This window comes from Sulfurihydrogenibium azorense Az-Fu1 (genome assembly GCF_000021545.1).
GTDB classification, from domain to species: domain Bacteria; phylum Aquificota; class Aquificia; order Aquificales; family Hydrogenothermaceae; genus Sulfurihydrogenibium; species Sulfurihydrogenibium azorense.
Genome location: NC_012438.1, coordinates 725719 through 750760, shown reverse-complemented (window position 1 = coordinate 750760; position 25042 = coordinate 725719). Strand labels below are relative to the sequence as shown.

General features: G+C 32.8%; 27 protein-coding genes and 1 tRNA gene. 4 read left to right on the top strand and 24 right to left on the bottom strand.

Annotated features, from left to right (window positions below):
- Position 1: 1 nt before the first annotated feature.
- The 10 genes from cas7i to SULAZ_RS03980 form a co-directional block, all read right to left on the bottom strand.
- Positions 2-928, bottom strand: coding sequence for a type I-B CRISPR-associated protein Cas7/Cst2/DevR (gene cas7i, locus SULAZ_RS04025; RefSeq protein ID WP_012674112.1), 927 nt, complete (start codon positions 926-928; stop codon positions 2-4).
- Complete coding sequence (gene cas8a1 / locus SULAZ_RS04020; protein WP_012673661.1) at positions 921-2642, bottom strand: type I-B CRISPR-associated protein Cas8b1/Cst1; 1722 nt, start codon at positions 2640-2642, stop codon at positions 921-923. Before cas8a1 ends, cas7i begins: the two co-directional genes overlap by 8 nt.
- Entirely contained in the window at positions 2642-3439 is a 798-nt protein-coding gene (cas6, locus tag SULAZ_RS04015; protein ID WP_012674401.1) for a CRISPR-associated endoribonuclease Cas6, read from the bottom strand. The genes cas8a1 and cas6 overlap by 1 nt, the downstream gene beginning before the upstream one ends.
- A gap of 44 nt (positions 3440-3483) precedes the next feature.
- Positions 3484-4083, bottom strand: a complete 600-nt coding sequence (locus SULAZ_RS04010; RefSeq protein ID WP_012673901.1) for a serine/threonine protein kinase — start codon at positions 4081-4083, stop codon at positions 3484-3486.
- Between the two features lie 3 nt (positions 4084-4086).
- Positions 4087-4527, bottom strand: a complete 441-nt coding sequence (locus SULAZ_RS04005; RefSeq protein ID WP_012674875.1) for a hypothetical protein — start codon at positions 4525-4527, stop codon at positions 4087-4089.
- A gap of 9 nt (positions 4528-4536) precedes the next feature.
- The gene (locus tag SULAZ_RS04000) at positions 4537-5142 is read right to left on the bottom strand and encodes a LolA family protein (RefSeq protein WP_012674897.1); all 606 of its coding nucleotides are present in this window, start codon (positions 5140-5142) and stop codon (positions 4537-4539) included.
- Positions 5142-5951 carry a thioredoxin gene (gene trxA / locus SULAZ_RS03995; RefSeq protein WP_012673910.1) on the bottom strand — a complete coding sequence of 270 codons (810 nt, stop codon included), beginning with the start codon at positions 5949-5951 and terminating at the stop codon, positions 5142-5144. The genes SULAZ_RS04000 and trxA overlap by 1 nt, the downstream gene beginning before the upstream one ends.
- Before the next feature lie 68 nt (positions 5952-6019).
- Positions 6020-6430: an NUDIX domain-containing protein gene (locus tag SULAZ_RS03990; RefSeq protein ID WP_012674157.1), complete on the bottom strand. Its 411-nt coding sequence runs from the start codon at positions 6428-6430 to the stop codon at positions 6020-6022.
- 1 nt (position 6431) lies between these two features.
- Entirely contained in the window at positions 6432-7904 is a 1473-nt protein-coding gene (locus SULAZ_RS03985; RefSeq protein WP_012674888.1) for a UDP-N-acetylmuramoyl-L-alanyl-D-glutamate--2,6-diaminopimelate ligase, read from the bottom strand.
- Positions 7905-8825: a histone deacetylase family protein gene (locus tag SULAZ_RS03980; protein WP_012674463.1), complete on the bottom strand. Its 921-nt coding sequence runs from the start codon at positions 8823-8825 to the stop codon at positions 7905-7907. It abuts the gene before it with no gap.
- Between the two features lie 136 nt (positions 8826-8961).
- Here SULAZ_RS03980 and SULAZ_RS03975 point away from each other — a divergent pair, with 136 nt between their 5' ends.
- The 4 genes from SULAZ_RS03975 (at position 8962) to pyrE (ending at position 12357) form a co-directional block, all read left to right on the top strand.
- On the top strand, positions 8962-9594 hold the full coding sequence (locus SULAZ_RS03975; RefSeq protein WP_012673488.1) for an IS200/IS605 family accessory protein TnpB-related protein: 633 nt from the start codon (positions 8962-8964) through the stop codon (positions 9592-9594).
- Between the two features lie 79 nt (positions 9595-9673).
- Entirely contained in the window at positions 9674-11005 is a 1332-nt protein-coding gene (der, locus tag SULAZ_RS03970) for a ribosome biogenesis GTPase Der (protein WP_012674900.1), read from the top strand.
- Between the two features lie 52 nt (positions 11006-11057).
- Positions 11058-11804, top strand: a complete 747-nt coding sequence (locus tag SULAZ_RS03965; RefSeq protein WP_228357491.1) for a nitrilase-related carbon-nitrogen hydrolase — start codon at positions 11058-11060, stop codon at positions 11802-11804.
- 1 nt (position 11805) lies between these two features.
- Entirely contained in the window at positions 11806-12357 is a 552-nt protein-coding gene (gene pyrE / locus SULAZ_RS03960; RefSeq protein WP_012673873.1) for an orotate phosphoribosyltransferase, read from the top strand.
- On the opposite strand, the gene ccsA is transcribed toward pyrE, so the two are convergent.
- The 14 genes from ccsA to metE all read right to left on the bottom strand — a co-directional run bounded on the left by ccsA (position 12347) and on the right by metE (position 25021).
- Entirely contained in the window at positions 12347-13147 is an 801-nt protein-coding gene (gene ccsA, locus SULAZ_RS03955; RefSeq protein WP_012673765.1) for a cytochrome c biogenesis protein CcsA, read from the bottom strand. The two genes, pyrE and ccsA, sit on opposite strands and share 11 nt — an antisense overlap.
- Positions 13148-13271: 124 nt before the next feature.
- The gene (gene gltA, locus SULAZ_RS03950; protein WP_012673550.1) at positions 13272-14723 is read right to left on the bottom strand and encodes an NADPH-dependent glutamate synthase; all 1452 of its coding nucleotides are present in this window, start codon (positions 14721-14723) and stop codon (positions 13272-13274) included.
- Positions 14724-14735: 12 nt separating this feature from the next.
- Positions 14736-15647, bottom strand: coding sequence for an ornithine carbamoyltransferase (gene argF / locus SULAZ_RS03945; protein WP_012674443.1), 912 nt, complete (start codon positions 15645-15647; stop codon positions 14736-14738).
- Positions 15648-15690: 43 nt separating this feature from the next.
- Entirely contained in the window at positions 15691-16596 is a 906-nt protein-coding gene (locus SULAZ_RS03940) for an aspartate carbamoyltransferase catalytic subunit (protein WP_012674077.1), read from the bottom strand.
- Positions 16597-16599: 3 nt separating this feature from the next.
- On the bottom strand, positions 16600-17157 hold the full coding sequence (locus tag SULAZ_RS03935) for a DedA family protein (RefSeq protein ID WP_012674302.1): 558 nt from the start codon (positions 17155-17157) through the stop codon (positions 16600-16602).
- 21 nt (positions 17158-17178) lie between these two features.
- A tRNA-Arg gene (locus tag SULAZ_RS03930) sits at positions 17179-17252 on the bottom strand.
- Position 17253: 1 nt separating this feature from the next.
- The gene (locus tag SULAZ_RS03925; RefSeq protein ID WP_041675816.1) at positions 17254-18558 is read right to left on the bottom strand and encodes a M16 family metallopeptidase; all 1305 of its coding nucleotides are present in this window, start codon (positions 18556-18558) and stop codon (positions 17254-17256) included.
- Positions 18551-19432: a Tim44 domain-containing protein gene (locus tag SULAZ_RS03920; RefSeq protein WP_012673489.1), complete on the bottom strand. Its 882-nt coding sequence runs from the start codon at positions 19430-19432 to the stop codon at positions 18551-18553. The genes SULAZ_RS03925 and SULAZ_RS03920 overlap by 8 nt, the downstream gene beginning before the upstream one ends.
- 50 nt (positions 19433-19482) lie before the next feature.
- The gene (locus SULAZ_RS03915) at positions 19483-20781 is read right to left on the bottom strand and encodes an arsenic transporter (RefSeq protein WP_012675109.1); all 1299 of its coding nucleotides are present in this window, start codon (positions 20779-20781) and stop codon (positions 19483-19485) included.
- A gap of 4 nt (positions 20782-20785) precedes the next feature.
- Positions 20786-21208 carry an arsenate reductase ArsC gene (locus tag SULAZ_RS03910; RefSeq protein WP_012674138.1) on the bottom strand — a complete coding sequence of 141 codons (423 nt, stop codon included), beginning with the start codon at positions 21206-21208 and terminating at the stop codon, positions 20786-20788.
- Entirely contained in the window at positions 21201-21518 is a 318-nt protein-coding gene (locus tag SULAZ_RS03905; RefSeq protein ID WP_012674154.1) for an ArsR/SmtB family transcription factor, read from the bottom strand. Before SULAZ_RS03905 ends, SULAZ_RS03910 begins: the two co-directional genes overlap by 8 nt.
- The gene (locus SULAZ_RS03900) at positions 21515-21799 is read right to left on the bottom strand and encodes a hypothetical protein (RefSeq protein WP_012674915.1); all 285 of its coding nucleotides are present in this window, start codon (positions 21797-21799) and stop codon (positions 21515-21517) included. The genes SULAZ_RS03905 and SULAZ_RS03900 overlap by 4 nt, the downstream gene beginning before the upstream one ends.
- Positions 21800-21911: 112 nt before the next feature.
- On the bottom strand, positions 21912-22703 hold the full coding sequence (locus SULAZ_RS03895; RefSeq protein ID WP_041675814.1) for a TIGR04219 family outer membrane beta-barrel protein: 792 nt from the start codon (positions 22701-22703) through the stop codon (positions 21912-21914).
- Between the two features lie 32 nt (positions 22704-22735).
- Positions 22736-25021, bottom strand: coding sequence for a 5-methyltetrahydropteroyltriglutamate--homocysteine S-methyltransferase (metE, locus tag SULAZ_RS03890; RefSeq protein WP_012673697.1), 2286 nt, complete (start codon positions 25019-25021; stop codon positions 22736-22738).
- Positions 25022-25042: the final 21 nt, after the last annotated feature.

Genomic DNA, 25042 nt, shown 5'->3' with positions numbered 1-25042 from the left:
TTTAAACTCCATAATATTCATTTACTTGTTTTTTTAGTGACTCAAAAAAATCATTAATATTGTGAATTTTATCTTTGAGTAGAAGGTTTCTAATTTCTTCTTCATTTTCCCAGTATCCACTTACAATTCCTATGTGAGAACTATCTCTAACATTTTCACCATTAAAGCTTGTTTCAAGAACAGATGAAATAACTGGTGTTTCTAAAAGATATTTTCTTGTTTCAGGATTGAATTTTATCTTCAATCTTCCTAAAAAGAATGGATTTTTGACATTATAAACACCACCAATAGTAAAAAGAGGATTTAAACTTTCCATTCTACCTTTAATGTTTCTGTTTAGAACCTTTAATACATCTAAAACCATACCTATTCTCTTTGCCTTTTCAAAAGGTTCAAGTGAAATGTTATCGTTCGGATCTTCACCTACTCTATCTAATTCGATTGTAATTGTATAAGAATATAAAGATAAATGATGTTCAAATTGGAATAGGTCTGGATCCGTTTTAGCTCTTTGAGCAAAGTTTAGATTTGCTCCAAATTCAACATCTAAAAACATAGGTTCAAGGGATATGGCAGGAGTTATCCTTACAACTGCGGAACGAGTTAGAGCTCCTCTGTTTTTTTCTGTTTTCATATATCCAAATAAATCAGCTTCTATATAATCTTTTATGTTAGCTTCTGGCTTAAACTGGACAACATTTTGATTTGATGTTAAGGGATCTTCTTTATCGCTATCTATTGAGAATAATTCTTTCAACATTCTATAAATATCGTATCTAATGGCTTGCCTTGATGCATACGATAAAAATTCACCTGAACGAGAAAGTTTTTTTAGTTCTGATATGTGCCCAGTACTTTCTCCGTAATTCAAACTCATAGCATCAAAAATTACTGAGACTGTTAAACCCTTTGGTTTTAGATTACTCATCACTTTCTACCTCCTTGTTTTGTTTTGAAAGTAATCCATTTAAAAAACTGTATCCAATAGAATAAAAATCTTCTTTGTTCTGCAAAGTTTTTATAAATGAAGAAGGAATTACTTCTCCGTAAGCCATATAAACTCTAAGTAAAATATCCATAAATTGTTGACTATTTCCTATCCTAAGAGAATTTAAAAGCTTATAGGCAATGGATTTGATTTTATTTTCTGCTTTTTTTTCACTCAAAATATTTGCAAGTTTTTTACCTTCTTGATAGATTACCCATATTTCTTTTTCTGACACACTCATAGTTTTTCCTCCTATATTTTTAATAAATTCTGAGACAACCAAATTCAAAATTTGAATTTTATACGGACTTATATTTGTTTCATATCTTTCTGAGCCATTTTGATAAGCTATAAACATTCTTAAAATTTTATTTAAATAATTAAAATAAAGTTTATTTTCCAAGATTAAAGAAATAACTTCTGGGAGTATATAAATTTTTAATTCTCCTTTTTTTCTATTTATTTTGTAATAATCTTTTGAAAGTTGTTTTAAATTTTCCTTGGTTTTTGATTCTTTCAAAAATTCAGCTTTTTTTCTTGATAAATTAAAAGAATAAACCTTTGGCATAATTTCGTTGTTTAGATCAAGCTCTAAAACAGATATATTCTGAACAGTGAAATATGCTTTTTGATAAGAAGATTCTAAAACAAGTTGAGTAAAAAAGTTTAAGAGAATATTTTCAGTGAGATCTGGCTTTAAAACTCCATTTAATAATCTATTATTACTTACTAAGTCAATGATAGAGGTGTCAGAGTTAACAAAATAAAAAGCTCTTTTTCCGTCTTTCTGAATAAGAGTTAGACCTGCAAAATATGAAAAATAAATAATTTCGCAAATTTCACATAAGGGGATTTTTGGATTGAAATTCCATGAAAAATTTATAACATCTGGATTAAGACCGTAGAATTTAGAAATTCCAGTGTCAAAAATAGTATCCTTTTTAGCCTTTCTTTCCATGCAAGAAATACATAAGAACTTTTTATCTTTTTTAACTTTCTTCTCTTTCAAAAGTTCTTCAAAATCTTTGTAAAATTTTTCAAATCTATTCGTGTTTACACTTTTATTTAAAAAACTTTTTTGACCATAAATATTTCTTAAATAAATTCGAACGTCACTTTCCCAAAATTCTTGTTTATCTTTTTCCATTATTTCTATAGCTTTTTTAAGAATATTCATTAAAAGATTTACGTCTTTTTTTATTTCATTTTTAGAAGGAATTGAACCTAATTTATCTTTTAATAGCTTAAACCCTTCAAGGATTTTCTCAAATTTATTAAAAATTATGATTGGAATTTCTTCTAAAATTTCTGCATTTTCTTTTTTATTGGAAAAATATTTTTTATTTAGATAATCTAAAATTTTATTGTTTTTCAATGATTCTAAATCTTGGATGTATTCTTTGAAATTCTTTTTTTCATTTTCATATCTTCCGTACTGGTTAAAAGCATAATTAAAAAATCTTTCAGAAAATCCATCAAAAATCTGTATATCAAATTCTATGTAATTCTCGCCAAATTTAAGTAAACTTTCGTCTTTTGATTTAAGTTCCTGTTTGTCTCCAATAGTGTTTAATTCCCATAAATGAGAATTTATGTTTAAAAATCCAAGAATACCTGCATTATAAAGCCAATCTCCAAGATAAACTCTTTCCATTATTCTAAAACCTCCACCATTCCAAAGCCTTGTCCTGTTCTGTTCCCTATACCTATTTTGTATAAGAGTTCTAAGTCTTTAGGATGACCTGAAAGTCTGAAAACCCCTGTGTTTCCTGTTAGATACATTACAGGTTTTCCTGTTTTTTCTCTAAAAGATTTAAGTGTATGTTTAATAACTTGTTTACCCATTTTTATAGGTTCAAACTTTAAAGGTTTTTCAAGACCTTTCCCTTTAATGTGAGGAGATGATAGGATTCTATCGGTTATCTCGTTTAGCTCTTTTTCAAAATTTTTATCTGAGAAAAGTACCGGATTGTCATTTTTGTCCTCTACGATGATAGGAGCGTTTGTTTTAAATACTACACTATTACCTCTTATAGGTTTTTCATTTAAAACGTTAACTCTTTTAATATGAAGAATAACCTTCTCACCGTTTACAAGCATATTTTCATAAGAGCTAAAATCAAAGGTTTTTAAATTTTTCAATCCGTTGTAAAGTGTAATAACAAATCTGTAATCAGCTGAAGATATAAACAAGTTAAAGTAAGAGTCCTTGGAGTAAAAAATGTAATCTTTAACGGTAAAGTTGTTATCTATCTGAATTTCTCCTTCCTTTATTTCTTTGTTAAGGGGTGGGACTAAGTTGAAGGTAAAAGGTTTTGTTATTTTATTTTTGTATAGAAAGTCTTTGTAATCTTTATCTGATTTTTTTAGAGCTTCTTTTATTAAAGAAAGTATTCTATGTCTGTATAAAAATGGTATCATTGGAGTTTCTAACGTTATTTTTATTCTCACAAATTTCCTCCAAAAAGATCTTTAGGATATTATAACAAAGATTTTTATATTTTCTGACAAATTACAGTAAAGATATAATCTTTTAACTTTTCAAAGTTTTCTTGAGACTGGTGGAATTTATAAATCTTTAGCAGTTTTATTAAATCTTCTTTGTTGTCTAAACCTCTACTAATAAACTGAATAACATTTAATACATTCTTTGGTTTTAGAGATTTTGTTGCCCTTTCAAAATCTATTAGGTAAAGCTTTAAATCCTCATCTACAAGAACATTTGCGTAAGGTCTGTGCATCTCTCCTTTGTCTATTTTTAACGTATCTAAAATAAAACTCTGGTCTAAAAGTTGAGTTATAAGGTGTTGGTAGTTATTTTTACTCAATACTTCGTTAAGTGGTTTTCCTTCTATGTAATTATAAGCTATAAAGTCTTCTCCGGAAAACTTAAATACAGGTCCTATACAGTATTTATTTACCTGTTGTAGTATTATTCCTTCTTTTTGGATAGGATGTTTATGTATATCTTCAGATGCTACTTTAAAGGCTAAATCTTGCCCTTCAAACTTACCTCTGTAAACTACAGCTCTCCAGCCTTCTCCTATTTTTGTTGGATTTTCTATTTTAGGTTTTATATCAGAAAACTTTACCAATCTTTACTTTCCTATATGACTCCAGATTTCGTTATCGATGTTGTGTAAGACATACTCAGGAGCTTTTAACTTTACTATATACTTTCCATCTATCTGTAAGAGATTACCGTTTTCGTCTTTTTCAAAAGTGGCGTCAATAACAAGTTGTTTTCCTTTGTAAACTTTGTATCCGTCTGGCAATTCCTCTACTTTGTCAAATCTAAGCATGTTTGCTTGTTTTTGTAAAATATCTTTTATCATCTCTTTTTTAGGAAATGATACGATTCTCTCTGATATCTGTTCGTTGTAGTATTTATCGTTAAACCAAACTAAAATTGAAAAAACTATAACTGTTAAGTCTAAAAAACCAAATGTAATGGTATACTTGGTATCTCCTTTTAGTAAGAAGAACAAAGTTAAAGCTGACAAAACAAAAATAATTGTTAAAGTAATCTTTCTTAGCATAACATCCTCTTACTGTCTAATTATTTCTACATTTTTCGGTAGTTTAAAGTCTAAGCTTAAAGGTGTGTTATAGTATTTGAAGTTTTTAAACTCTACTTCTATTCTATTTCCATCTAAATCTACAGCTGATATTTTTTGCAGTTTTAAGGTGTTTTTTTCTATTGTAAGCTCCAGTGATTTAATATCATTGCCATTTTTAGGTATTAGTTCCAATATTACATAGTTTTTATTCTCTTGCTGAGATTTGATGTTAAAGACTTTGTTTATCGGTTTGTTATCAACAAAAATAGTTATAACATCTGTTATAAGCAAGCTGTTTTGGGGTGATGTTATTAAAGCTTGGTTTTCTTGTGGGTTGTAAAGGATTATTTTTTCTTTTGTCATAAATATAGTCTGTTTGTAAGGTTTTGTGTAATCTAACTTTATAGTTAGTGGTTTAGATACTTTTAGTTCTCCCGTAAAGATATCAGGGTTTTTAAATCCAGCTTGGTAGGTTTTTTGGGTAAACTCAGACTCAAAAGCTTTTATCTCACTTAACTTTTTTTGAAATTCAGTTAAAAAGTCCTGTCCGAAGGACAGGTTAAATAGGATTAGTATTAAAGTTAGGAATCTCATTAGTATAACCACATTGCAAGTTTTTTCCTGTACTCTTTTGTAAGTGGATGGGACTCTCCAAGGAGTGTAAATATAGATACCATTGCTTTTCTTGCTCCATCATCTTTAAACTTTCTGTCTTGTTTTACTATCTCTAAAAATAACTTTAGAGCTTCTTCGTAATTTTCTTCTACTGCGTAGCAAGAAGCTTGGGCGTATAGTTTTTCCAATTCTGTGTTTACATCTTTGGTTTCACACTCTTTCTTAAGTTGGATAAACTCTTTTAAGGCTTGTGCTTGGGTAAAGTACTCTTTATCGTACTCTTTTATTGAGTTTAGAAGTTTTTCAGCTTCTTCAAGGTGGTTTGTTTTTATCATAAACTTGGCAGCTTCTAATACAAGTTTTTTGTTTTCAGGGTATTTTTCTACAGCTTCTTTAAATAGCTGGTAAGCTCCTTCTCTGTTTCCTGATAGTACCATCATACTTGCTTCTTCTATTATCTTGTCTGCTTGGGACTTTATATATTTACTGATTATGTTTCTAACTTGGCTTTCTGGTAGAGCTCCTACAAACTTGTCAACTACTTTTCCGTCTTTTATTATCCTTACATCTGGAATACCATGAACACCAAACTCTTGGGCTATATCAGGGTTTTCGTCAGTGTTAACTTTCGCAAGGATAAAACCAAACTCTTTAGAAAGTTTTTCAAGGATAGGTTTTAAAGCTCTACAAGGTCCACACCATGGTGCCCAAAAGTCAATAACTACCACATTTTCGTAAGACTTTTCTAAAACTTCTGAAAAGTTTTCAGAATTTACATCTATTATCATTTTTACCTACCTCCAAACTTTATAAAACTTTACTTATATTATTTATTATAACCATTTTAAAGTTATATTCAACTGTTTAAAAAGTCCTTTAGTATCTTTCCATGGTCAAATACAAGTTTTTCAAAGGGTATCTCTTCTAACCTATATACGTCAGCTTTCTTTGCATCGTCTTTACCTATAGGTTGTCCATAGGCTTTACACAAAAAAACTATAGAAACTGTGTGGAATCTTGGGTCTCTGTCAGGTTTTGAATACACGTTAAAAAGTTTCACTATCTCAACGTCTAAATTTGTTTCTTCTTTCATCTCCCTGATTAAAGCCTCTTCTACACTTTCTCCTACATCTACAAACCCTCCCGGTAAAGCCAGACCGTAAGGGGGATTTTTTCTTTCTATCAGCACTATACCTTTAAAGTTTTCATTTTCATCAAAAACTTTTATAATGCCGTCAACTGCTACGTAAGGTGTTTTTATTGCCATTTTAAATCTCCTTAAGTATCTGATTAACTACTTCTTTGTCATCAAAGGGTATGACTTGGTCCTTGATTATTTGGTAGTTTTCGTGTCCTTTCCCGGCTATTAGTACTATATCTCCTTTTTGAGCCGTTTTTATGGCATACTCTATAGCTTTTTTTCTATCTGGCTCTACTATAACTTTAGACTTTTGGGTTATGCCTTCTAATATATCCTTTATTATTTGGTTTGGGTCTTCAAATCTTGGGTTGTCTGATGTTAGTATAACTATGTCAGAAAAATCTTGTGCAACTTTTCCCATTAATGGTCTTTTAGTCCTATCTCTATTACCTCCGGCTCCAAAGACTGTGATTACTCTATTTTGTTTTATCTGGTTTAGAGATTTTAAAATATTTTCAAGTGCATCTGGTGTATGGGCATAGTCTATTACAACTATAAAATCTTTTGCCTCTACAACCTCAAACCTACCTCTAATTGGTTTTAGGTCTAAAGTCTTATCTTTTAGAAAGTCTATATCAAATCCATCTTTGATTAAAAAAGATATAGAAGCTGAAAGGTTGTAAACGTTAAACAGTCCTCTGAGTTTTGTTTTAAAGTTTAAAGTCTTTCCTTTATATTCTATATTAAACAGTGTTTCAAAAAGGGACAGGTTGTAGTCTTTTATCTTAAATTCTCCCTCAAATCCGTATGTTATAAAGTCTATCTTTTCTTTAAAGTCGTTGTATATTCTTTTTCCGTAAGGGTCATCTATGTTTACACTTGCTATAGCTTTATCGTTGAAAAGTTGTATCTGGTTGAAAAACTCTCTTTTTGCTAAAAAGTAGTTTTCCATAGTTCCGTGATAGTCTAAGTGGTCTTGAGTTAGGTTTGTAAAGATGCCTCCGTGGAATAGGGTTGAGTAAACTCTAAACTGGTGAGCTGCATGGGAAGAGACTTCTGCAACCACTACATCACACCCTTTTTCTTTCATAAGGTTGAGGGTTTCAAACCATTGGACAGGGTCTGGGGTTGTGTGCCCTGACGATAAAATTTCATCTCCTATACGGTAGTTTATAGTTCCTATTACTCCTACTTTGTATCCTGCATTTTCGTAGTACTGGGCAAGTAGGTTAGAGACTGAAGTTTTCCCGTTTGTTCCAGTAATGCCTATAACTTTTAAGTACTTTGAAGGTTCATTGTAAAATTTGTTTGAAGCTGTAGCAAGACTTTTTCTCGTATTTTCTGAAAAGACTATATTTATGTAGGGATATTTTCTTTTCAATGTATCAATGATTGATGTATCTTGAATAAAAACAGTACTTGCACCTTTAGTTATAGCGTCTTCTATAAAGTGATGCCCATCTGTAGAATTCCCTTTTATAGCAAAAAAGGCGTAATCTTTTTGTACTTTACTACTGTTATTTGTTATACCTTTTACAACTTGACTTTTTCCTAAATTTACTACTTTCTCGCCTGTAAGTAAGTCTTGAAGCTCTTTCATCTAAACCTCTAACATCTTTTCTATTGTAAGTTTTACACTTTCTCCTATGGCATCTAAGTTATAACCACCCTCTAACATAAATATGTAAGGCACGTCTTTTAGCTGTAGTATGCTTTCTACAATTTTCCCTATACCTTCTGTACTTACTTCTAAGTATGTAAGAGGGTCATCTTCGTGTAGGTCGTATCCTGCTGATACAAGTATTATATCAGGATCAAAGGATTTTACCAAAGGTGGTAGTTCTTCTTGGTAGATTTGTAAGTAAACATCATCTCCTGTTCCTGCTGGTAGTGGTACGTTGTAAGTGTAGCCGTAGCCTTTTCCTACTCCTTTTTCATCTTTTGAGCCTGTTCCCGGGTAAAAGGGGTACTCATGGGTTGAAAAGTAAAAAACTGTATCATCATCGTAAAAGGCTTTCTGGGTTCCATTTCCATGGTGAGCATCAAAATCTATTATAAAAACTTTTTTAAAACCTTTACTTTGAGCGTACCTTGCAGTGATTGCTATATTGTTAAAAATACAAAATCCCATGGCTTTGTCCTTTTCGGCGTGGTGGCCTGGGGGTCTAACTGCACAAAAAACCCTTTCTACCTCATTTGATAGTATCTTATCTACAGCTTGTAAACCTGCACCAACAGCCATAACAGCTGCATCGTAAGAGTGAATACCTACATGGGTGTCCGGGTCTAAGTAGCCTCCTCCTGCAGAGCAAAAATCCATAATCTCCTGAGGATAGTAAGTATCGTGTATCAGGGTTATCTCTTTTACAGTTGCCCTTCTTGGACTGATATGGACAAGTTTATCTTTTAAAGGCTCTAGGTATCTATTTATATAGACCAATCTCTGGGGTGATTCTGGATGACCTATACCTGTATCGTGTTTTAAGTAAATATCATCGTAAATATAACCTACTCTTTTCATTAAACTTTCCTCCTTGTTAAAACTTTATCTTCAACTATTTTATATAACTAAAATTTTTTAGCAACTCTTGACAAAATGTAGTCAAATGATTACTTTAATCGTATGAAACCACAAGAAAAAAATCACTGAACTTGAATTGAAGAAAAAAATTTTATCCGCACACAGGAAGAGATGGCTTGATAACAACTTTCACAAAATAGCAAGGAAACTGGTTGATTTACTCCATGAAACAGGACATAAAACCATCTACATAGGAAAAAATGCAATTGAAAGTAAAAACGGTATAGACTTAGGAAAAAAAACTAATCAAGATTTTGTATCTATTCCTTTTAGAAGGTTAATAAAGTTAATAGAATACAAAGCTTATGAGTATGGAATGGAAGTTATAGAGGTTGATGAGAGTTATACATCTAAAACATCACCGTTAGCTAATATATTTGAAGTAAAAGAGACAAAAAATAAAGAAGTATGTCAAGGAAAAAGGGATGGAGATATATTTAAAGATAAAGTTTTAAATAAAGTATTTCACGCAGATTTAGTGGGAGCAGTAAATATTATTAGAGTAGGAGCCAAGCTCCTGAGACTTAGGTTTTACGAAAATCTTAAAACTTTCTTTATAAAGCTTTGCAATCCTGTAAAGCTTAAGTTGATTGATTTGTTTTACAAAGTATCTCCTGAGTCCTTACGGATAGGGAGTAGTAGGTGGGGAGCATCATTCCCTGCAGGGTGGATGGAAAAATCAGGTTATTTGAATACATTTGGAACTTAAAACCTAATTTTTCTATACCTCACAATTCTGTTAAAATAGATAACTATAAATATAGTTCAAGATATCTAAGGAGTAAAGAATGTTCAGAGTTGCAATAGTGGGAAGACCTAACGTAGGAAAATCTTCTCTTTTTAACAGGTTAATAGGTAAGAGAAAAGCTATAGTTGAAGATATACCCGGAGTTACAAGAGATAGGATAATATCTCAGACTGAGTGGAGAGGTGTAAAATTTGAAGTAGTAGACACAGGTGGTTATATAACCTCAGATGAAGATAAATTTGCACCCTATATAAGAAAACAAGTAGAAAAGGAGCTCCAAGAGGCAGACCTTTTAGTTTTTGTAGTAGATGGAAAGCAAGGTTTAACGCCGTTAGATAAAGAGATTGCAACACTTCTCCATAGGACGGAAAAACCTGTTATAGTAGCTGTAAACAAAATAGACGACCCGGAAAAAGAAAAACTTGCTTACGAGTTTTATGAGCTTGGTTTTCAAGATGTAATCCCTATATCAACAATACAAAAGTTAGGAATAGCTGACCTTTTAGATAAGATTTACGAGTATATCCCAGACTATGAAAAAGAAGTAGAATATGAAGAAGAGGAAGAAGAAAAAGATTATATAAAAGTAGCAATCGTAGGAAAACCAAACGCTGGAAAGTCTTCTCTTTTAAATGCCATACTTAACGAAGAAAGAGTTTTAGTCTCAGATATTCCCGGAACAACGAGAGATACGGTAGATACTCTTTTTGAAAAAGATAGTCAAAGATTTTTATTCTTAGATACGGCAGGAATAAGAAAGAGATCTAAAGTAGAATATGGAGTAGAGTTTTTCTCAGTTGGAAGGTCTATAGAGGCAATAGAGAAAGCAGATGTGGTAGTACTTGTTATAGATGCTATTATTGGTGCTACAGAACAAGACCAAAAAATAGCTGGATTGATACAAAGAAGATATAAACCAGCTGTTATAGTTATAAACAAGATAGATATGTTGAAAGAGAAAGATATAGAAAAAGTTATAAGACAGGTTAAAGAAAAACTTTACTTTTTAGACTATGCACCGATAGTTTTAACATCTGCATATAAAAAAATAGGTATAGAAGAACTTTTAAACCAAATAGTTAAAGTTTACAATCAAGTATGGAAGAGAGTTTCAACAGGTCAGTTAAACAGAGCATTAAAACAGATAACTTCATTAAGGCAACCACCTTCTTACCAAGGAAAACCATTGAAAATATACTACGCAACACAGTTAGAAGGAAAACCACCTGCGTTTTTACTCTTTGTGAACAAAGCCGAAGGCTTTAAAGAAAATTACGTAAAATTTTTAGAAAATAACTTACGAAAACTCCTTGGTTTAGAAAACTCACCGATAAAATTAATCTTTAGAGGAAAGGAAGAAAAAGCAGACTGATGCTATGGTAAAATATACACCTTCAAAAATCTAAGGGGTTTAAGTATTGTTAGTGTATAGCTTACAGCTGAACTTGGAACTTGGAAATGTAGATTCTAATATGAAAAAGATATACGATATACTTAACTCTAGGAAAATAAAATCAGACTCGTTAGTGCTACTTCCTGAAATGTTTAGCTGTGGATTTGACAACGATAATCTAATAGAACACTCTAAAAAAACTCCAAAAATATACAGAGAGCTTCAAGAAATATCAAAAGAGAAAAAGTTAGTAATAGCTGGAACACTTCCAGAAAGGAAGAAAAATGAAGTATACAACATGGGATTTGTAATAGACAACGGAGAGATAACTGCAAAAAGACCAAAAGTAAAACTGTTTACACCTACAAACGAACACAAGTACTTTAAAGCAGGAAAAAATATACATATAGACATAACTGAGAGCTCAGCTGGAAACCTTGGATTTATGATATGTTTTGAGCTTAGATTTCCAAACATATCTTATCATTTAAGGAAAAAAGATGTAGAAATAATCCTTGTCCCAGCCCAGTGGGGAAAAGAGAGAGTAGAACACCTAAAAATCTTATCAAGGGCAAGGGCAGTAGAGACTCAATCTTTTGTAGTTGTAAGTAATACAGTTGGAAAGATAGGAGAGGTAGAGTATGCCGGACACTCAGGTATATACTCACCTTGGGGAGATATCCTTGATATAGAAAGAAACGATGAAGGTGTCCTTTGGGCAGATGTAGACTTAGATGAAGTTTATAAAGTGAGAAATAAAATAAAGATGGAGTTGTGAGATGGATTACAAAAAAAGGTTGGAAGAACTAATAAAAGAAAGAGCTTTAAAAGTAGCAGACGAGCCTATATTTAAGCTATCTTCTGGTAAGATGAGCAACTACTATCTTGACCTTAGGACTATAACATTGGACCCAGAAGGTGGATACGTAATTGGAAATCTTGTCTACCAAATGGTAAAAGATAAAAATCCCGATGCAGTAGGAGGTTTAACTCTTGGAGCTGACCCTATAGCCTATGCCACTTCCCTTGTCTCATACCTTAACAACAACCCTATAAAACCTTTTGTTGTAAGGAAAGAGCCAAAAGGGCATGGAACTGGAAAACAGATAGAAGGAAACGTAAAACCAGGAGATAATGTTTACATATTAGAGGATGTTGTAACGACAGCAGGGTCCTCCTTAAAAGCCTGTAAAGTGGCAAAAGAGTTTGGTTTAAACATACTTGGAGTAATAGCTATAGTTGACAGGGAAGAAGGTGGTGAAGAGAATTTAAGGAAAGAAGGATTTGAGCTTATACCTATATTTAAAGTTTCACACTTTCTTAAAAAGTAGGGTGTCCTACAAGCCAAAAAACGATAAATGCAAATAAACTTCCTACAAGGGTCAAGTAAGACCCTTTTCTTCCTTTTATATGTTTAATCATTCTTGTATGAAGAATAAAACCATAGAAAATCCATAATAAAAACAGTAAAACTTGCTTAACATCCCATATCCAATGTTTTCCAATATAGACAGCACTCCATACAGAAGATGCTATCAAACCTACACTTAAAAAGATAAACGCTAAAATTGTAGATTTATACTCAAGATTTTGAATCAAAGATAAAGAGGAAGAAAACTTAACAACAAAAAAAGAGTTTACCTTTTTTCTTTTTAAATCTCTGTCTGTTAGAATGTATATAACAGCTGCAATAGAAGAAAAAACAATCAAACCGTAGGCAATTACTAAAGACCCAACATGAAGGTAAAACCAAAAGTTGTTGTAAAGGTTTTGACTACTTTGGGACAAGGGTATAGAAAAGGCAAGTAAAAACATTATAAAAGGAGCTATTAAAGACCCAAACTCTATAAGTTGTTTTCTATAAACAAAAGAAAATCCATAGAAAATAGAAGCAAGAATAAGACCAAGAAAAACTAAAATTTCTTCTAAAGAGTGGAGAGGAAGGGATTTATTTTTTACAGTGTTTAAAAGAAATAGTACAAGTTGAAAAGTAAAACCCAGTCCAAAAAAAGAATGTCCCAGTTTTTGAACTTTACTGTTTCTTGTAAATAAGTATATCCAAAAACTAAGCGATGATAAAAAGTAAAACAGTATAGGCATAAGTAAAAAAAGCTTACTCATTTTATAGAATCTCCAAAAAATATCTTTTAAGGATTATTTTACACGAAAATAAGATATAAGTTAATGGCTAATGTCAGATTATTATAAGAAAAAACTCCCTGCTTAAACAGGGAGATGTATATTATCAATCTTCCCCGTACTTCCACTCTTTAGTCATTAAATACTCATGAATACTTTCTGCCGCATCTCTACCGTGTCTTATGGCTACTACTACAGTATCCCCGCCGTTTACAACGTCTCCACCTGCAAATATGCCTTCAACGTTTGTTCTAAACTTTTTGTCTACGGTAGATAAATTGTTCCATTTATCTATATTTAATCCTTCTACATCTTTATAAGCAAGAGGGTTATCTCCCTGACCTACAGCCATAATAACTGCATCACACTCAATTATATGTTCTGACCCGGGGACTTCTACAGGTTTTGGTCTTCCACCTTTCTCATCTGGAACAAGCTCCATTTTTATACATTTTAAACCTACTACTTCTCCTTTCTCATTTCCTATAACTTCTATAGGTTGTGTTAACCAATGTAAAATAGCTCCTTCCTCTGCTAAGTGATCCCATTCCTCTTGCCTTGCAGAAGATGTATCCCTTGTTCTTCTATAGACTAAGTGTGTTTCATTGCCAAGTCTTATTGATGTGTACATACAGTCAGCTGCAGTAAATCCACCACCAATAACAGCAACTTTTTTATTTCTTGGAAGTTCTATATCTACATCTGGAGCAAGCATATCGTCCACATAGTCAACATTCGCTTTCATCAAGAAAGATATAGCAGTATAAACACTTTTTAAATCTTCACCAGGAATACCCATCTTTTTACCTCTTCCAGAACCAACACCTATAAACACAGCATCAAACTGTTTTCTTAATTCATTTAAAGATATATCTTTTCCAACTTTGATTCCTGTTTTTATCTCAACTCCTAATTTCTCTATTAAAGAAATTTCCCAGTCTAAAACTTCTCTATCTAACCTTGCTGTAGGAATACCGTACCTCATTACTCCACCAGTAAACGGCAAAGCCTCAAACACTACGACTGAATGACCTTTCTTAGCTAAGAAGTAAGCTGCTGATAATCCAGCAGGTCCAGCACCAACTACTGCAACCTTTTTACCTGTTGGTGGGTCTTGAGGGTCTTTCCACTGTATTCCGGACATTCTGATAGAATCTCCTACAAACCTTTCTAATCCACCTATGTTTACAGCCTGACCATTGTCTTTAAATGTAAGAACACAGGTACTTTCACAAAGTCTATCTTGAGGACAAACCCTTCCACATACTGATGGGAATGGATTTTTTGCCCTAAGAATTTTCATTGCTTCAATAAGGTTGTTATTTTGGATTTGCTCCATCCACAGATTTATATCACCGTAAACAGGACATCCGTACTTACCCTGATGCTCCTGACAAGGTGGCTTTTTACACAGTATACATCTGTTTGCTTCATCTTTTGCAGCTGTATGTCCTAAACCTAAAGCATACTCTTTAAATGTATTTTTTCTTATTTCTGGTGGTAAAAGTGGAATAGGGTTTCTGTCGTGTCTTCTATATACAACTTTTTTTTTCTCCATCCAAAACCTCTTTTAATTTTTAAATAAGTAGCTCATTAGAGATTTTTGAACATGAAGTCTATTTTCAGCTTGGTTAAAGATAACATCTGCATACTGCTCAAATACATCTTCAGATATTTCTTCTCCTTTATGGGCTGGAAGGCAGTGCATAACGATTGCGTTTGGCTTTGCCAGTACCACTAAATCTTTATTGATAGTAAAGCCTTCAAATGCTTTTTTCTTTTCTTTTTCTCCTTCTTGACCCATACTAACCCATACGTCAGTGTAAATTACATCTGCATCTAAAACAGCTTCTTTTGGATTGTTGGTTAACTCTACTTTTGAACCTGTCTCTTTAGCTATATTTACAGCTTCTAAGATTGCTTTTGCGTTTGGCTCGTAGTTTGGTGGTGTTGCAACTGAGATATCCATTCCCATAACAGCACAGGCAAGTAAGAGAGTGTTTGCCATATTGTTTCCATCTCCTACGTAAGCTACCTTCTTTCCTTCTAAAGAACCAAAGACCTCTGTTATTGTCATCAAATCCGCTAAAACTTGGCAAGGATGTTGATAGTCTGTTAGTGCGTTTATAACTGGAATACCACTGTACTTTGCAAGGTCTTCAACTTCTTGATGGGAAAAGGTCCTTATAACTATACCGTCTAAGTATCTTGCCATAACTCTTGCTGTATCTTTTATATCTTCACCTCTTGCAAGCTGTGTAGAGGACCCTGATATATAGATAGGTTGACCACCCATCTGGTAAACACCAACTTCAAAAGAGAGTCTCGTCCTTGTTGACTGTTTCATAAAAATAAGACCTATAGATTTACCTTTTAAAGATTGGTCTAAAAATTTATTCTTTTTTAGCTTTTTCCCATACTCTATAATATTTAAGACCTCTTCTTTATTAAGGTCTGTAAAAGAAACAAAACTCCTTACCATTTTAAAACCTCCGTAAAAAATATAACATTGCTTTATTTTTAAGTCAACTTAAAAGGTACTTATATACCGCCATTCTTATAAAAAGACCATTTTCTACTTGATTTAATATTAGACTTTTACTTGAATATACAAGTTCACTTTGAATTTCTACTCCTCTGTTAACAGGTCCCGGATGCATTATAACAGTATCAGGTTTTAAAATTTTTAGTAGTTCTTGATTTAATCCGTACTTTATAGAATACTCTCTAAGTGTAGAGAAAAAAGGTTTATCTTGTCTTTCAAGTTGTATTCTAAGGAATATAACAACATCTTTATTTTTTACCGCTTCTTTAATATCTGTTGTAATGTAATCTGCTCCTAGGGCTTCATAGTGTCTGGGTAGCATTGTCATAGGACCACACAACGTAACTTCAGCTCCTAACTTTTTAAACAGTTTAATATCGGACCTTGCAACTCTGCTGTGTAATATATCTCCTACAATGGCTATCTTAAGACCTTCTAAACTTCCTTTTTTCTCTAAAATAGTAAATCCATCTAGTAAAGCCTGAGTAGGGTGTTCATTCGTTCCATCTCCTGCATTTACAACATGACTTTTCACACTGTTTGCTACTATTTTTGCAGCTCCTGACATATTATGTCTTATCACTATAAAGTCTGAGTTTAAAGCTTCCAAGGTTTTTACCGTATCGTAAAGAGTCTCTCCTTTTTTTACGGAACTTGAAGATGCTGATATGTTTATAGTGTCAGCTCCTAAAATCTTACCTGCAAGCTCAAAAGAAGTCCTTGTTCTTGTAGAATTTTCAAAAAACACAAGTAAGATAGAGCACCTTCTTAAATCGTTAAACTTTTTTTCTCCTTTTAAGAATCTTTCTTTATACTCTTTTGCTAACTGGAAAATCTTCTGGATATCCTCTTTTTCAAGTTGGTTTACAGAGTATAAATCTTTCATTGTTTAACCTCTCAATAATTTATAAAGCATATAAAAGATTAATCCTCCTATTACAACAGACAAGCCAAAAATAAAGTAGTAATGTTTCAAATCTCCCAGTATCATATAAGCTGTATGACCAAGGATGTATCCAAGTGTTAAAAATATTGAAGCCCAAATTATCAAAGATAAAACGTTAAAAAAAAGAAATTTATAAATATTAAACCCTGTAGCTCCCATAAGCATCATAGGGACAACTCTCATCCCATACAAAAATCTAATGATAAACAAAGAGTATATCCCATACTTTTCTACCAACCTTTTAGCTTTTCTGTACCTTTTTTTAGTGTACTTGTTACCAAGTAAAATATGTCTTCCTTTCCATCGTCCCAAGAAAAAGTATATAAGTTCATGGGTTAGAGCTCCTAAAATTGAAAATACGAAAGTTGGTATAGGCTGTAAAAAGCCATGCTTTATAAAAAACCCTGCTACCAGTAAAAATAACTCTCCCTCAATAAACGTTCCTACAAAAACAGCAAAATAACCGTACGAAGATAGAAAACTTTCTAAATTTTCAACCATTAACAAATTCTCCATAAATAGTGTCCCTGGGCGGACTTGAACCGCCGACCTCCGGATTAGGAATCCAGTGCTCTGTCCTACTGAGCTACAGGGACACTACTTTTTTTCTGGTAGTAGTCTTACTTCTGTGTAGTTGTTATCTTTTAAAGTTTTTAAATAGTTTTCTACTTCTTCTTTTTTAACTTTTTTAATTCTTTGTATAAACTCTAAATCGTACTTTATATCTCCCGTTACAGTAACTGCATATCCTGCCGATTCTGCATCGTTGTCAACTTCTTCCCTTGCGAATACTTCTCTGTTTATAATTCTTTTCTTTGCGTTTTCAATAACTTCTTTGGGTATACCATTTTCTTGATAACTTTTTATTATTTCAAAAAGTCTGGCTTTAGCAGTTTCTACTTTTTCTGGGTCTGTAATGAAATAGAATAAAAACTGACTTGTTCCAACGTGAGCCATATATCCACCCATTATAGACTGGACATAGCCTTTCTCTTTCAACTCTTGATACATTACAGAGCTTTTTCCATTTAATAAAATCTCTTCTAAAACGGTTAAAGCTACAGAGGTTTTATCCCTTATGGAAGGAGCTTGCCATCCAATTGCTACATATGCCCTTGTTATCTGAGGTTTATAAATATCTTCCCTTCTCACTTCTGTTTGAGGGTCTTCTAACTCTACTTTCGGCGGTTTATAATACTGTCCTTTTACAGTTCCAAATGTGTTGTTTATCTCTTTTAAAACTTCATCAGTATTAACATTACCTACAACAACAACGACCGTGTTTGAAGGAGTGTAATGGGAATAAAAGTAGTCTCTTACTAACTGTGGAGTGTAGTTCTCAATAGTTTCTCTATAACCGATAACAGGATGTTTGTAGTTTGTCTTTTTATAGGCAAGTTTGTAGTAAGTATCCCAAAGATAACTTTTAGGATTATCCAAATGTCTGTTTAACTCTTCTAAAACAATAGGTTTTTCTTTGGCAACCATTTCATCAGATAAAGAAGGCTGAGTTGTCATATAGTAAAGGTATTTTAAAGCATCTTTCCAGAATAGATTACCTATCTCTATATGGTAGTAAGTAAAATCAAAGCTTGTAGCTGCGTTTATACTACCACCTTTTTTCTCTACTTCAAACTCTATCTCTCCGGGTTTTGTATACTTTGTACCGTTAAACAACATATGCTCTAAAAAGTGGGATAAACCTCTTTCGTTGTCTTTTTCATAAATAGACCCAACACCAAACCAAACTTGAACTGCTACAGCCTGTGTATCCTTTCTCTCTTTTACTATAACAGATACACCGTTTTTTAACTTTTTAATAGTAATGTTTTCTTTACTTTCTGCTTTTGCTACAGTTAACGCCATTATTAAACTCCATAGAATTAATATTTTTTTATACATCTTGAACCTGTCTTATATCGTCAAGTTTCCAGTTTAAAGCCTTTCCTACAAATGCCCAGTACTCTTTAAACACTACTGGATTGTCTTTATCCCCTTCTACAACATTTCCATTACTGTCAACTGTGTAGTCTTTTGCCTGTGCTTCAATTTCTACTATTACAACTTTGTTATCTCCTTCTTCTTCAACGTGGACTATCTCTGCGTTTAGAATCTTTACATCTTCAATAATGTTTCTTAAACCTTTTGATTTTAAGTCTTGTAGTTGGGAGTTAAGGTAAAGGTACATTCTATCTGTTAAAAAGTTTCTAACAGATGACAGATTTCCTTCACTCCAAGCTTTTTGAATGTCTATAAATGCATTTTTAGCAAGATTTAGTATAAGCTCTTCATTGATGTATGAAGCTGTTGATAAGGTAGAATCACTATAATAATCAGGTTGATTTGGCACATTAGAGCTTGTAGGCGTAGCGTAAACTGGCTCTTGCTGACTCTTTCTTGAAAAAATCTTGAATATTAAGTACACAATACCGATAATAAGTAAAATCTCAAGTAGTCCCGGCATTCCAAACTGAAAACCATGACCCATCAGTAAAGACAGCAGAGCTCCAAAAATCATTCCACCGATTAACCATTTAAATACAGGACTTGAAAAGAATGATGGTTTAGGTTGAGGTTGTTGGTATGCAGGATTTTGTGTATTTTGTTTTTGTTGGTAAACTGAAGGTTGGTTTATGTCTTTACTTGGTTTGTTAAACTGCTGAGATTTGTAAGTTCTAAAACCAGAAGAGCTTCCTTTTCCTGCTCTTGCAAATGAATCATCTATTAATAGCATTGTTAAAGCTATCGACACTAAAATGGCTAAAATTTTTTTCATAAAAAAGCCTCCAACTTAATCTTAAAGATTATTATATATACAACTTGTGTTTATATCAACCTTGTAAGAATAAGTCCAATAAGTGTGATTAAAAGAGTAGGTATTGTTAACACGACACCAACTTTAAAGTAGTATCCCCAAGAGATATTTATACCTTTTTGATTTAAGACGTAAAGCCAAAGCAAAGTTGCTAGAGAACCTATAGGTGTAATTTTAGGCCCTAAATCACAACCTATAACATTTGCATAAGCAAGATACTTCATAGTTTGTATATCAAACCCAGTATCTAAAATAGACAGATTTACTACCATAACAGAAGGTAAATTGTTCATAACAGAAGACAAAAGCGCAGCTAAAAATCCAGTTGCTAGTATTCCTAAATCTAAAGATATCGATGTTGTTTGCTTTATGATGTAAGTAATAAAATCGGTAAACCCTGTATTCTTTAAACTATAAACAACTACGTACATTCCAATGGAGAAAATAACTATTTTCCAAGGAGTTTCTTTTAAAACAAGGGTTTTCATATCTACTATCTCTTCTTTGTAGGTGGCTACACCTAAAATAAAGGCACCTATACCTATTACCATAGAGATAGGAATGTGATAATGCTCTGCCACAAAAAAACCTACTAGTAGTATTAAAAATACAAACCAGCTTAACTTAAAAAGAAATCTATCCTTTATAGCGTACTTTGGCGGTTTATCTTCAATAGCCTCTAAATCTACCCTTTTTAAAAGGTCTTTTCTAAAGTAAAGGTAAAGAACCACGATAGTTGCAACTAAAGAGAAAAAGTTAACAAAAACCATCACAGAAGCATACTCAAAAAAGCCTATTTTAAAAATGTCAGCTGTAAGGATGTTTACTAAATTAGATATAATCAGAGGAAGGCTTGTTGTATCTGCTACGAAGCCACTACCCATAATGTAAGGAAGCATATACCTTTGACTTAGTCCAAGGTGTTTTATCTTTTGATACACGATAGGGGTAAGGATTAAAGCTGCACCGTCATTTGCAAAGAAAGCAGATATTCCTGCACCTAAGAGTATCAAGTATAAGAAAAGTTTTACTCCATCACCTTTAGAAAAGTGTATTATGTGAAGAGCTGCCCATTCAAAAAAACCAATTTTATCAAGAATTAAAGATATAAAAATTATACCTATAAACGCAAGTGTAGGATCCCAAACTATCTCAACTACTTTGTAAACATCATCTATAGACACAACTCCAAATAAAAGGGAAAGAATAGCTCCAAAAGTAGCGCTCCAACCTATATCTACACCTTTTGGTTTTTTTATAACTAAAAATAGGGTTAAAATAAAGACAGATAAAGCGGTTAATTTTTCCACTATTTTACAAGTTTTTAATAAGTTGTTCTACACGTTTTTTAATTTCATCTCTAACGTTTCTAAAAGCATTTAGTTTTGCATCTTCAGTTGGTCCTATTACCCTTGCTGGGTCTGGTAAGTTCCAATGTTGAGTGTTTGCCCCAGGTACAACTGGACAGTTTTCTGCAGCATCACCACAGAGTGTAATTACATAATCTACTTGATTTATAGGTATTTCGCTGATATGTTTTGAATATTGGTCAGATATATCTATTCCGTCTTCTTTCATCACTTGGATAGCCTTTGGATGAACATAACCAGATGGGTTAGACCCTGCCGAGTAAACTTCAACTTCTTTTCCATACTTTTTTACAAAAAATTTAGCATAACCTTCAGCCATCTGACTTCTTGCAGAGTTTCCAGTACAGATGAAAGCTATCTTAACCATCTTTTACCTCACACAAGATTTTATTAAAGTCATCTTTTACAACCTTATCAATAAGAGGAAGTATCTTATTAAGAGCTTCGTTATCTTTATTTAAAGAGTAGTGAACCCATCTTCCTTCTTTTCTTGAGTTAAAAATTTTAGCCTCTCTTAAGATTCTAAGGTGAAAGGATATCCTTGGCTGAGATAGGTTAAAATGGTCTAAAAAGTTGCATACACACAAATCTCCATGTTTTAGAACCATTTTAACCATCTTTAGCCTTATAGGGTCTGATAAAGCATGAAATAGAAGCTGAAGTTCTTTTTCTGTCATTTTACATCTAAATACTTTTGAGATTTCTCCAGAGCTTGCCTAATATCTTCCTCTTTTACATCTCCTTTTATTTCTATAACAGGTTTTCCATTCTCTACTCTAAAATCCATAAAACTAACTTTTGCTTTAACTTCTTGGGACATACAATCACACTTTCCTGTTTTACAGTTATCTACTATCTCTTTTATACCTTCAAGATTCACACTTTCCTTAACTTCTATCTTGACACCTTCTTGGGTTTCAACTACTTGACTTACATCTTTTAATCTTTTCTTTTCCATATATTACTTTACCTCCAGAATTTTGATATACAAAAATATAAAAAAATTTTTATATATAAACCATAATAAAAATCATAAAAAAACCACCTGATAAACAGGTGGCTTACAACTATTAAAAACTTAGACCAACTAAAGCGTATCCGCCTTTTATCTTAAGGTCGGTTTTAACATCACTTTCATCTATTTTTAGCTTTTCGTACCTGTAACCAGCTTCAATGAAAGGTTTCAAAGTTCCCAAAGGTAGTAAACTTCCTGCGTATAACCTTGCACCAGCAGTGTAATCGTAGTAAGTATCTTTGTTATAACTTATGTAGTTTAAAGACCCTACAGCTGAAAAGTAAGGTATAGGTTTGATTTCTGTAGCTAAGTGTAGCATAGGAACTGGCAAGGTGATAGATTTACTTTCACTAACTTTTTGACCTGTGGTTTTATCAGTACCGTTTAACTTTCCGTCAAAGAAAACAGTTCTTATGTTAAGTCCGTACTCAATGTCTAAAACACCGTTAGTCAAAGTTTTAACAAGAGGAGCGTTAAAGTATAGTGTAGTATCAAGTCTATCAAGCTTAACTGATAGGTTAAAGTCTGCATTTGCTTGATATGTATAGTTACCCCATTTTATATCTCTTGTTAATGTTCCATTTCCGTCAAACTTCATAGGCATGTAGCTAAGTTTTATGTTTGGAATTAAAGGTATAGGGTGCTCTAACTTTAATCTTACCCATGGTTTTGTCTTGTCTGATATGTGGGCATCATTTTTTACGTCTATTTTGTCATTATCACTTACAGGTTTGTAAGAGACATAACCGCTTGGTTTTTGCTGTAGAGCTCCCACAGAAAATTCAAGCTCCAACGCGTTAGCCATAAAAGGAACAAAAAATCCAGCTGCAACTAATAACTTTTTCATCTTTCCTCCTCCATTTAAAATAAAGTTCACACCTATTTTAACTCTTCTCTTAGCTTCTTTGCAACGCTTACCATATTTTTTAAGGATTTTACAGTCTCATCCCAATCTCTTGTCTTTAAACCACAGTCTGGATTAATCCAGATAAGGTTTTTATCGATGTACCTTAAAGCTCTTCTTACAATCTCTTCTATCTCTTCTTCTCTTGGAACTCTCGGAGAGTGAATATCATAAACACCTATACCTATACCGTGGTCGTAGTTAAACTTTTCAAATGCTCCAAGTATCTCTCCTTTACTTCTTGAAGCTTCTATTGATATTACATCTGCATCCATCTTGTAGATGTACTCTATAATCTCGTTAAATTCTGAGTAGCACATATGAGTATGTATCTGGGTTTCATCTTTTACTGTATCGTGGGAGAGTTTAAAGGCATTTACAGCCCAGTTTAGGTAATGTTCCTGTTTTGACTTTTTAAGTGGAAGTCCTTCTCTAAACGCTGGCTCATCTATCTGGATTATCTTTATCCCAGCTTTTTCTAAGTCTATCACCTCTTGTCTTAAAGCCAGAGCTATCTGGTAAGCAATATCCTCTTTAGGTATATCTTTTCTGTAAAAGGACCAGTTGAGAATAGTTACAGGCCCTGTTAACATTCCTTTTACAGGTCTGTTTGTTAAAGATTGGGCGTATGTAATCTCTTCTAAGGTCATTGGGTTTGGTCTTGATACATCACCGTAGATGATAGGTGGCCTTACACATCTTGTTCCGTAAGACTGAACCCATCCGTTTTTAGTGAATGCAAAACCTTCCAACTTTTCACCGAAAAACTCAACCATATCTGTTCTTTCAAACTCACCGTGTACCAAAACATCTAAATCAAGTTCTTCCTGTAATTTTATAACGTTTGCTATTTGAGACTTTATAAACTCTTTATACTCTTTTTCTGTTATTCTACCTGCTTTGTAGTCAGCTCTAACTTTTCTAACTTCTTGGGTTTGTGGGAAGCTCCCTATAGTTGTAGTAGGAAATAGTGGTAGCTTTAAGATATCCATCTGTTTTTTGTATCTTTCTTTAAATGGAGTTTTTCTTCCAACTTCTTGATTTTTATAAAAGCTTACTAACTTTCTAACTTCTTCATTTTTGTACCTATCTCTTATATTTTGTAGATTTTGGTCAGGAAGGTCTATTCCTTCTGTAAAATGTTGCTTTAACAGTTTAAGTTCTTCTAACCTTTCATCTGCGAAGGATAAAAGGTTTATCAAGTCTTCACTTAAATGTCCTACTTCCGGTTTTAGACTAACAGGAAGGTGGAATAAAGGAGATGCATTTGAAAGTATGATGTTTTCTTGAGGTATGTAGTCAAATAAAGATTTTATAAACTCTGCTGCCTGTTTTAAGTCTGTTTTCCAAGGGTCTCTTCCTGATACAACACCTGCAACTAACAACTTATCTTTTGGAAATCCGTACCTTTTAATGTTTTCAAAGTTTTCTGTGTTTGACACAAAGTCAAGTCCTATACCTTTTACAGGTAGATTAATAAGTTTTTCATAAGAAGATAAACTTTCATAGTAAGTTTGAACGATTACATCTAATTTATCAATACCTTCAACTGCTTTTTGATACGTTCTTAATGCAAGGTCTACTTCTTTGTCTGATAAATCAAGAACAAATGCAGGCTCGTCAAGTTGAACTACTTTAACCCCTTCATCTTGGAGTTGTCTTAAAACTTGGTTGTAAAGGTCAGCAAAGTAATCTAAAAAGTACTCAAACTTTTCACTTTCCGGAGCTTTAACCATCTCCATTAAGATAGAGCCTTCCTGCCTTCGATACACTTTTGATAGGTAAACAAATGTAAAAGGCCCTACTATTACAGGTTTTGTTTCCAGTGAGAGATTTTCTTTTATCTTTTTATAAGATTCAAGAGGTCTGTTTTTTACAAGTTTTATATCTCCTGCAAGTTCAGGAACGACGTAGTGGTAGTTAGTGTCAAACCATTTGGTCATTTCACAGGCAATAGCATCATCACTTCCCCTTGCCATTGCAAAGTAAAGGTCAAGAGAATCTTCAATTTTTTTAAACCTTTCAGGTATAACGTTAAACATAGTAGCTGTATCAAGGACAAAGTCGTAAAGTGAAAAGTCGTTAGAAGGAACTATATCTATTCCAGCTTCCAAGACTTTCTTGACTCTGTTTAGGTTTATCTCTTGAGCTTTTTCAAGGAGCTGACTTTTTGTAATCTCCCCTTTCCAGTAAGACTCTACCACCTTTTTTAACTCTCTATTTTCACCTATCTTGGGATAACCATAAACAGTTGTTTTCATTCTTTACCTGGTTGACCAAAG

Excerpts from the sequence above, each read along its gene's own strand:
- SULAZ_RS03935 (WP_012674302.1), bottom strand. The coding sequence starts at position 17,157 with ATGGTTGAAAATTTAGAAAGTTTTCTATCTTCGTACGGTTATTTTGCT.
- cas7i (WP_012674112.1), bottom strand. The coding sequence starts at position 928 with ATGAGTAATCTAAAACCAAAGGGTTTAACAGTCTCAGTAATTTTTGAT.
- gltA (WP_012673550.1), bottom strand. The coding sequence starts at position 14,723 with ATGGAGAAAAAAAAAGTTGTATATAGAAGACACGACAGAAACCCTATT.
- der (WP_012674900.1), top strand. The coding sequence starts at position 9,674 with ATGTTCAGAGTTGCAATAGTGGGAAGACCTAACGTAGGAAAATCTTCT.
- SULAZ_RS03985 (WP_012674888.1), bottom strand. The coding sequence starts at position 7,904 with ATGAAAGAGCTTCAAGACTTACTTACAGGCGAGAAAGTAGTAAATTTA.
- pyrE (WP_012673873.1), top strand. The coding sequence starts at position 11,806 with ATGGATTACAAAAAAAGGTTGGAAGAACTAATAAAAGAAAGAGCTTTA.
- metE (WP_012673697.1), bottom strand. The coding sequence starts at position 25,021 with ATGAAAACAACTGTTTATGGTTATCCCAAGATAGGTGAAAATAGAGAG.
- argF (WP_012674443.1), bottom strand. The coding sequence starts at position 15,647 with ATGGTAAGGAGTTTTGTTTCTTTTACAGACCTTAATAAAGAAGAGGTC.
- trxA (WP_012673910.1), bottom strand. The coding sequence starts at position 5,951 with ATGATAATAGATGTAAATTCTGAAAACTTTTCAGAAGTTTTAGAAAAG.
- SULAZ_RS03910 (WP_012674138.1), bottom strand. The coding sequence starts at position 21,208 with ATGGTTAAGATAGCTTTCATCTGTACTGGAAACTCTGCAAGAAGTCAG.
- SULAZ_RS03920 (WP_012673489.1), bottom strand. The coding sequence starts at position 19,432 with ATGAAAAAAATTTTAGCCATTTTAGTGTCGATAGCTTTAACAATGCTA.
- SULAZ_RS03980 (WP_012674463.1), bottom strand. The coding sequence starts at position 8,825 with ATGAAAAGAGTAGGTTATATTTACGATGATATTTACTTAAAACACGAT.
- SULAZ_RS04000 (WP_012674897.1), bottom strand. The coding sequence starts at position 5,142 with ATGAGATTCCTAACTTTAATACTAATCCTATTTAACCTGTCCTTCGGA.
- SULAZ_RS03925 (WP_041675816.1), bottom strand. The coding sequence starts at position 18,558 with ATGTATAAAAAAATATTAATTCTATGGAGTTTAATAATGGCGTTAACT.
- cas8a1 (WP_012673661.1), bottom strand. The coding sequence starts at position 2,642 with ATGGAAAGAGTTTATCTTGGAGATTGGCTTTATAATGCAGGTATTCTT.
- ccsA (WP_012673765.1), bottom strand. The coding sequence starts at position 13,147 with ATGAGTAAGCTTTTTTTACTTATGCCTATACTGTTTTACTTTTTATCA.
- SULAZ_RS03895 (WP_041675814.1), bottom strand. The coding sequence starts at position 22,703 with ATGAAAAAGTTATTAGTTGCAGCTGGATTTTTTGTTCCTTTTATGGCT.
- SULAZ_RS03905 (WP_012674154.1), bottom strand. The coding sequence starts at position 21,518 with ATGACAGAAAAAGAACTTCAGCTTCTATTTCATGCTTTATCAGACCCT.
- SULAZ_RS03940 (WP_012674077.1), bottom strand. The coding sequence starts at position 16,596 with ATGAAAGATTTATACTCTGTAAACCAACTTGAAAAAGAGGATATCCAG.
- SULAZ_RS03900 (WP_012674915.1), bottom strand. The coding sequence starts at position 21,799 with ATGGAAAAGAAAAGATTAAAAGATGTAAGTCAAGTAGTTGAAACCCAA.
- SULAZ_RS03990 (WP_012674157.1), bottom strand. The coding sequence starts at position 6,430 with ATGGCAATAAAAACACCTTACGTAGCAGTTGACGGCATTATAAAAGTT.
- SULAZ_RS04005 (WP_012674875.1), bottom strand. The coding sequence starts at position 4,527 with ATGCTAAGAAAGATTACTTTAACAATTATTTTTGTTTTGTCAGCTTTA.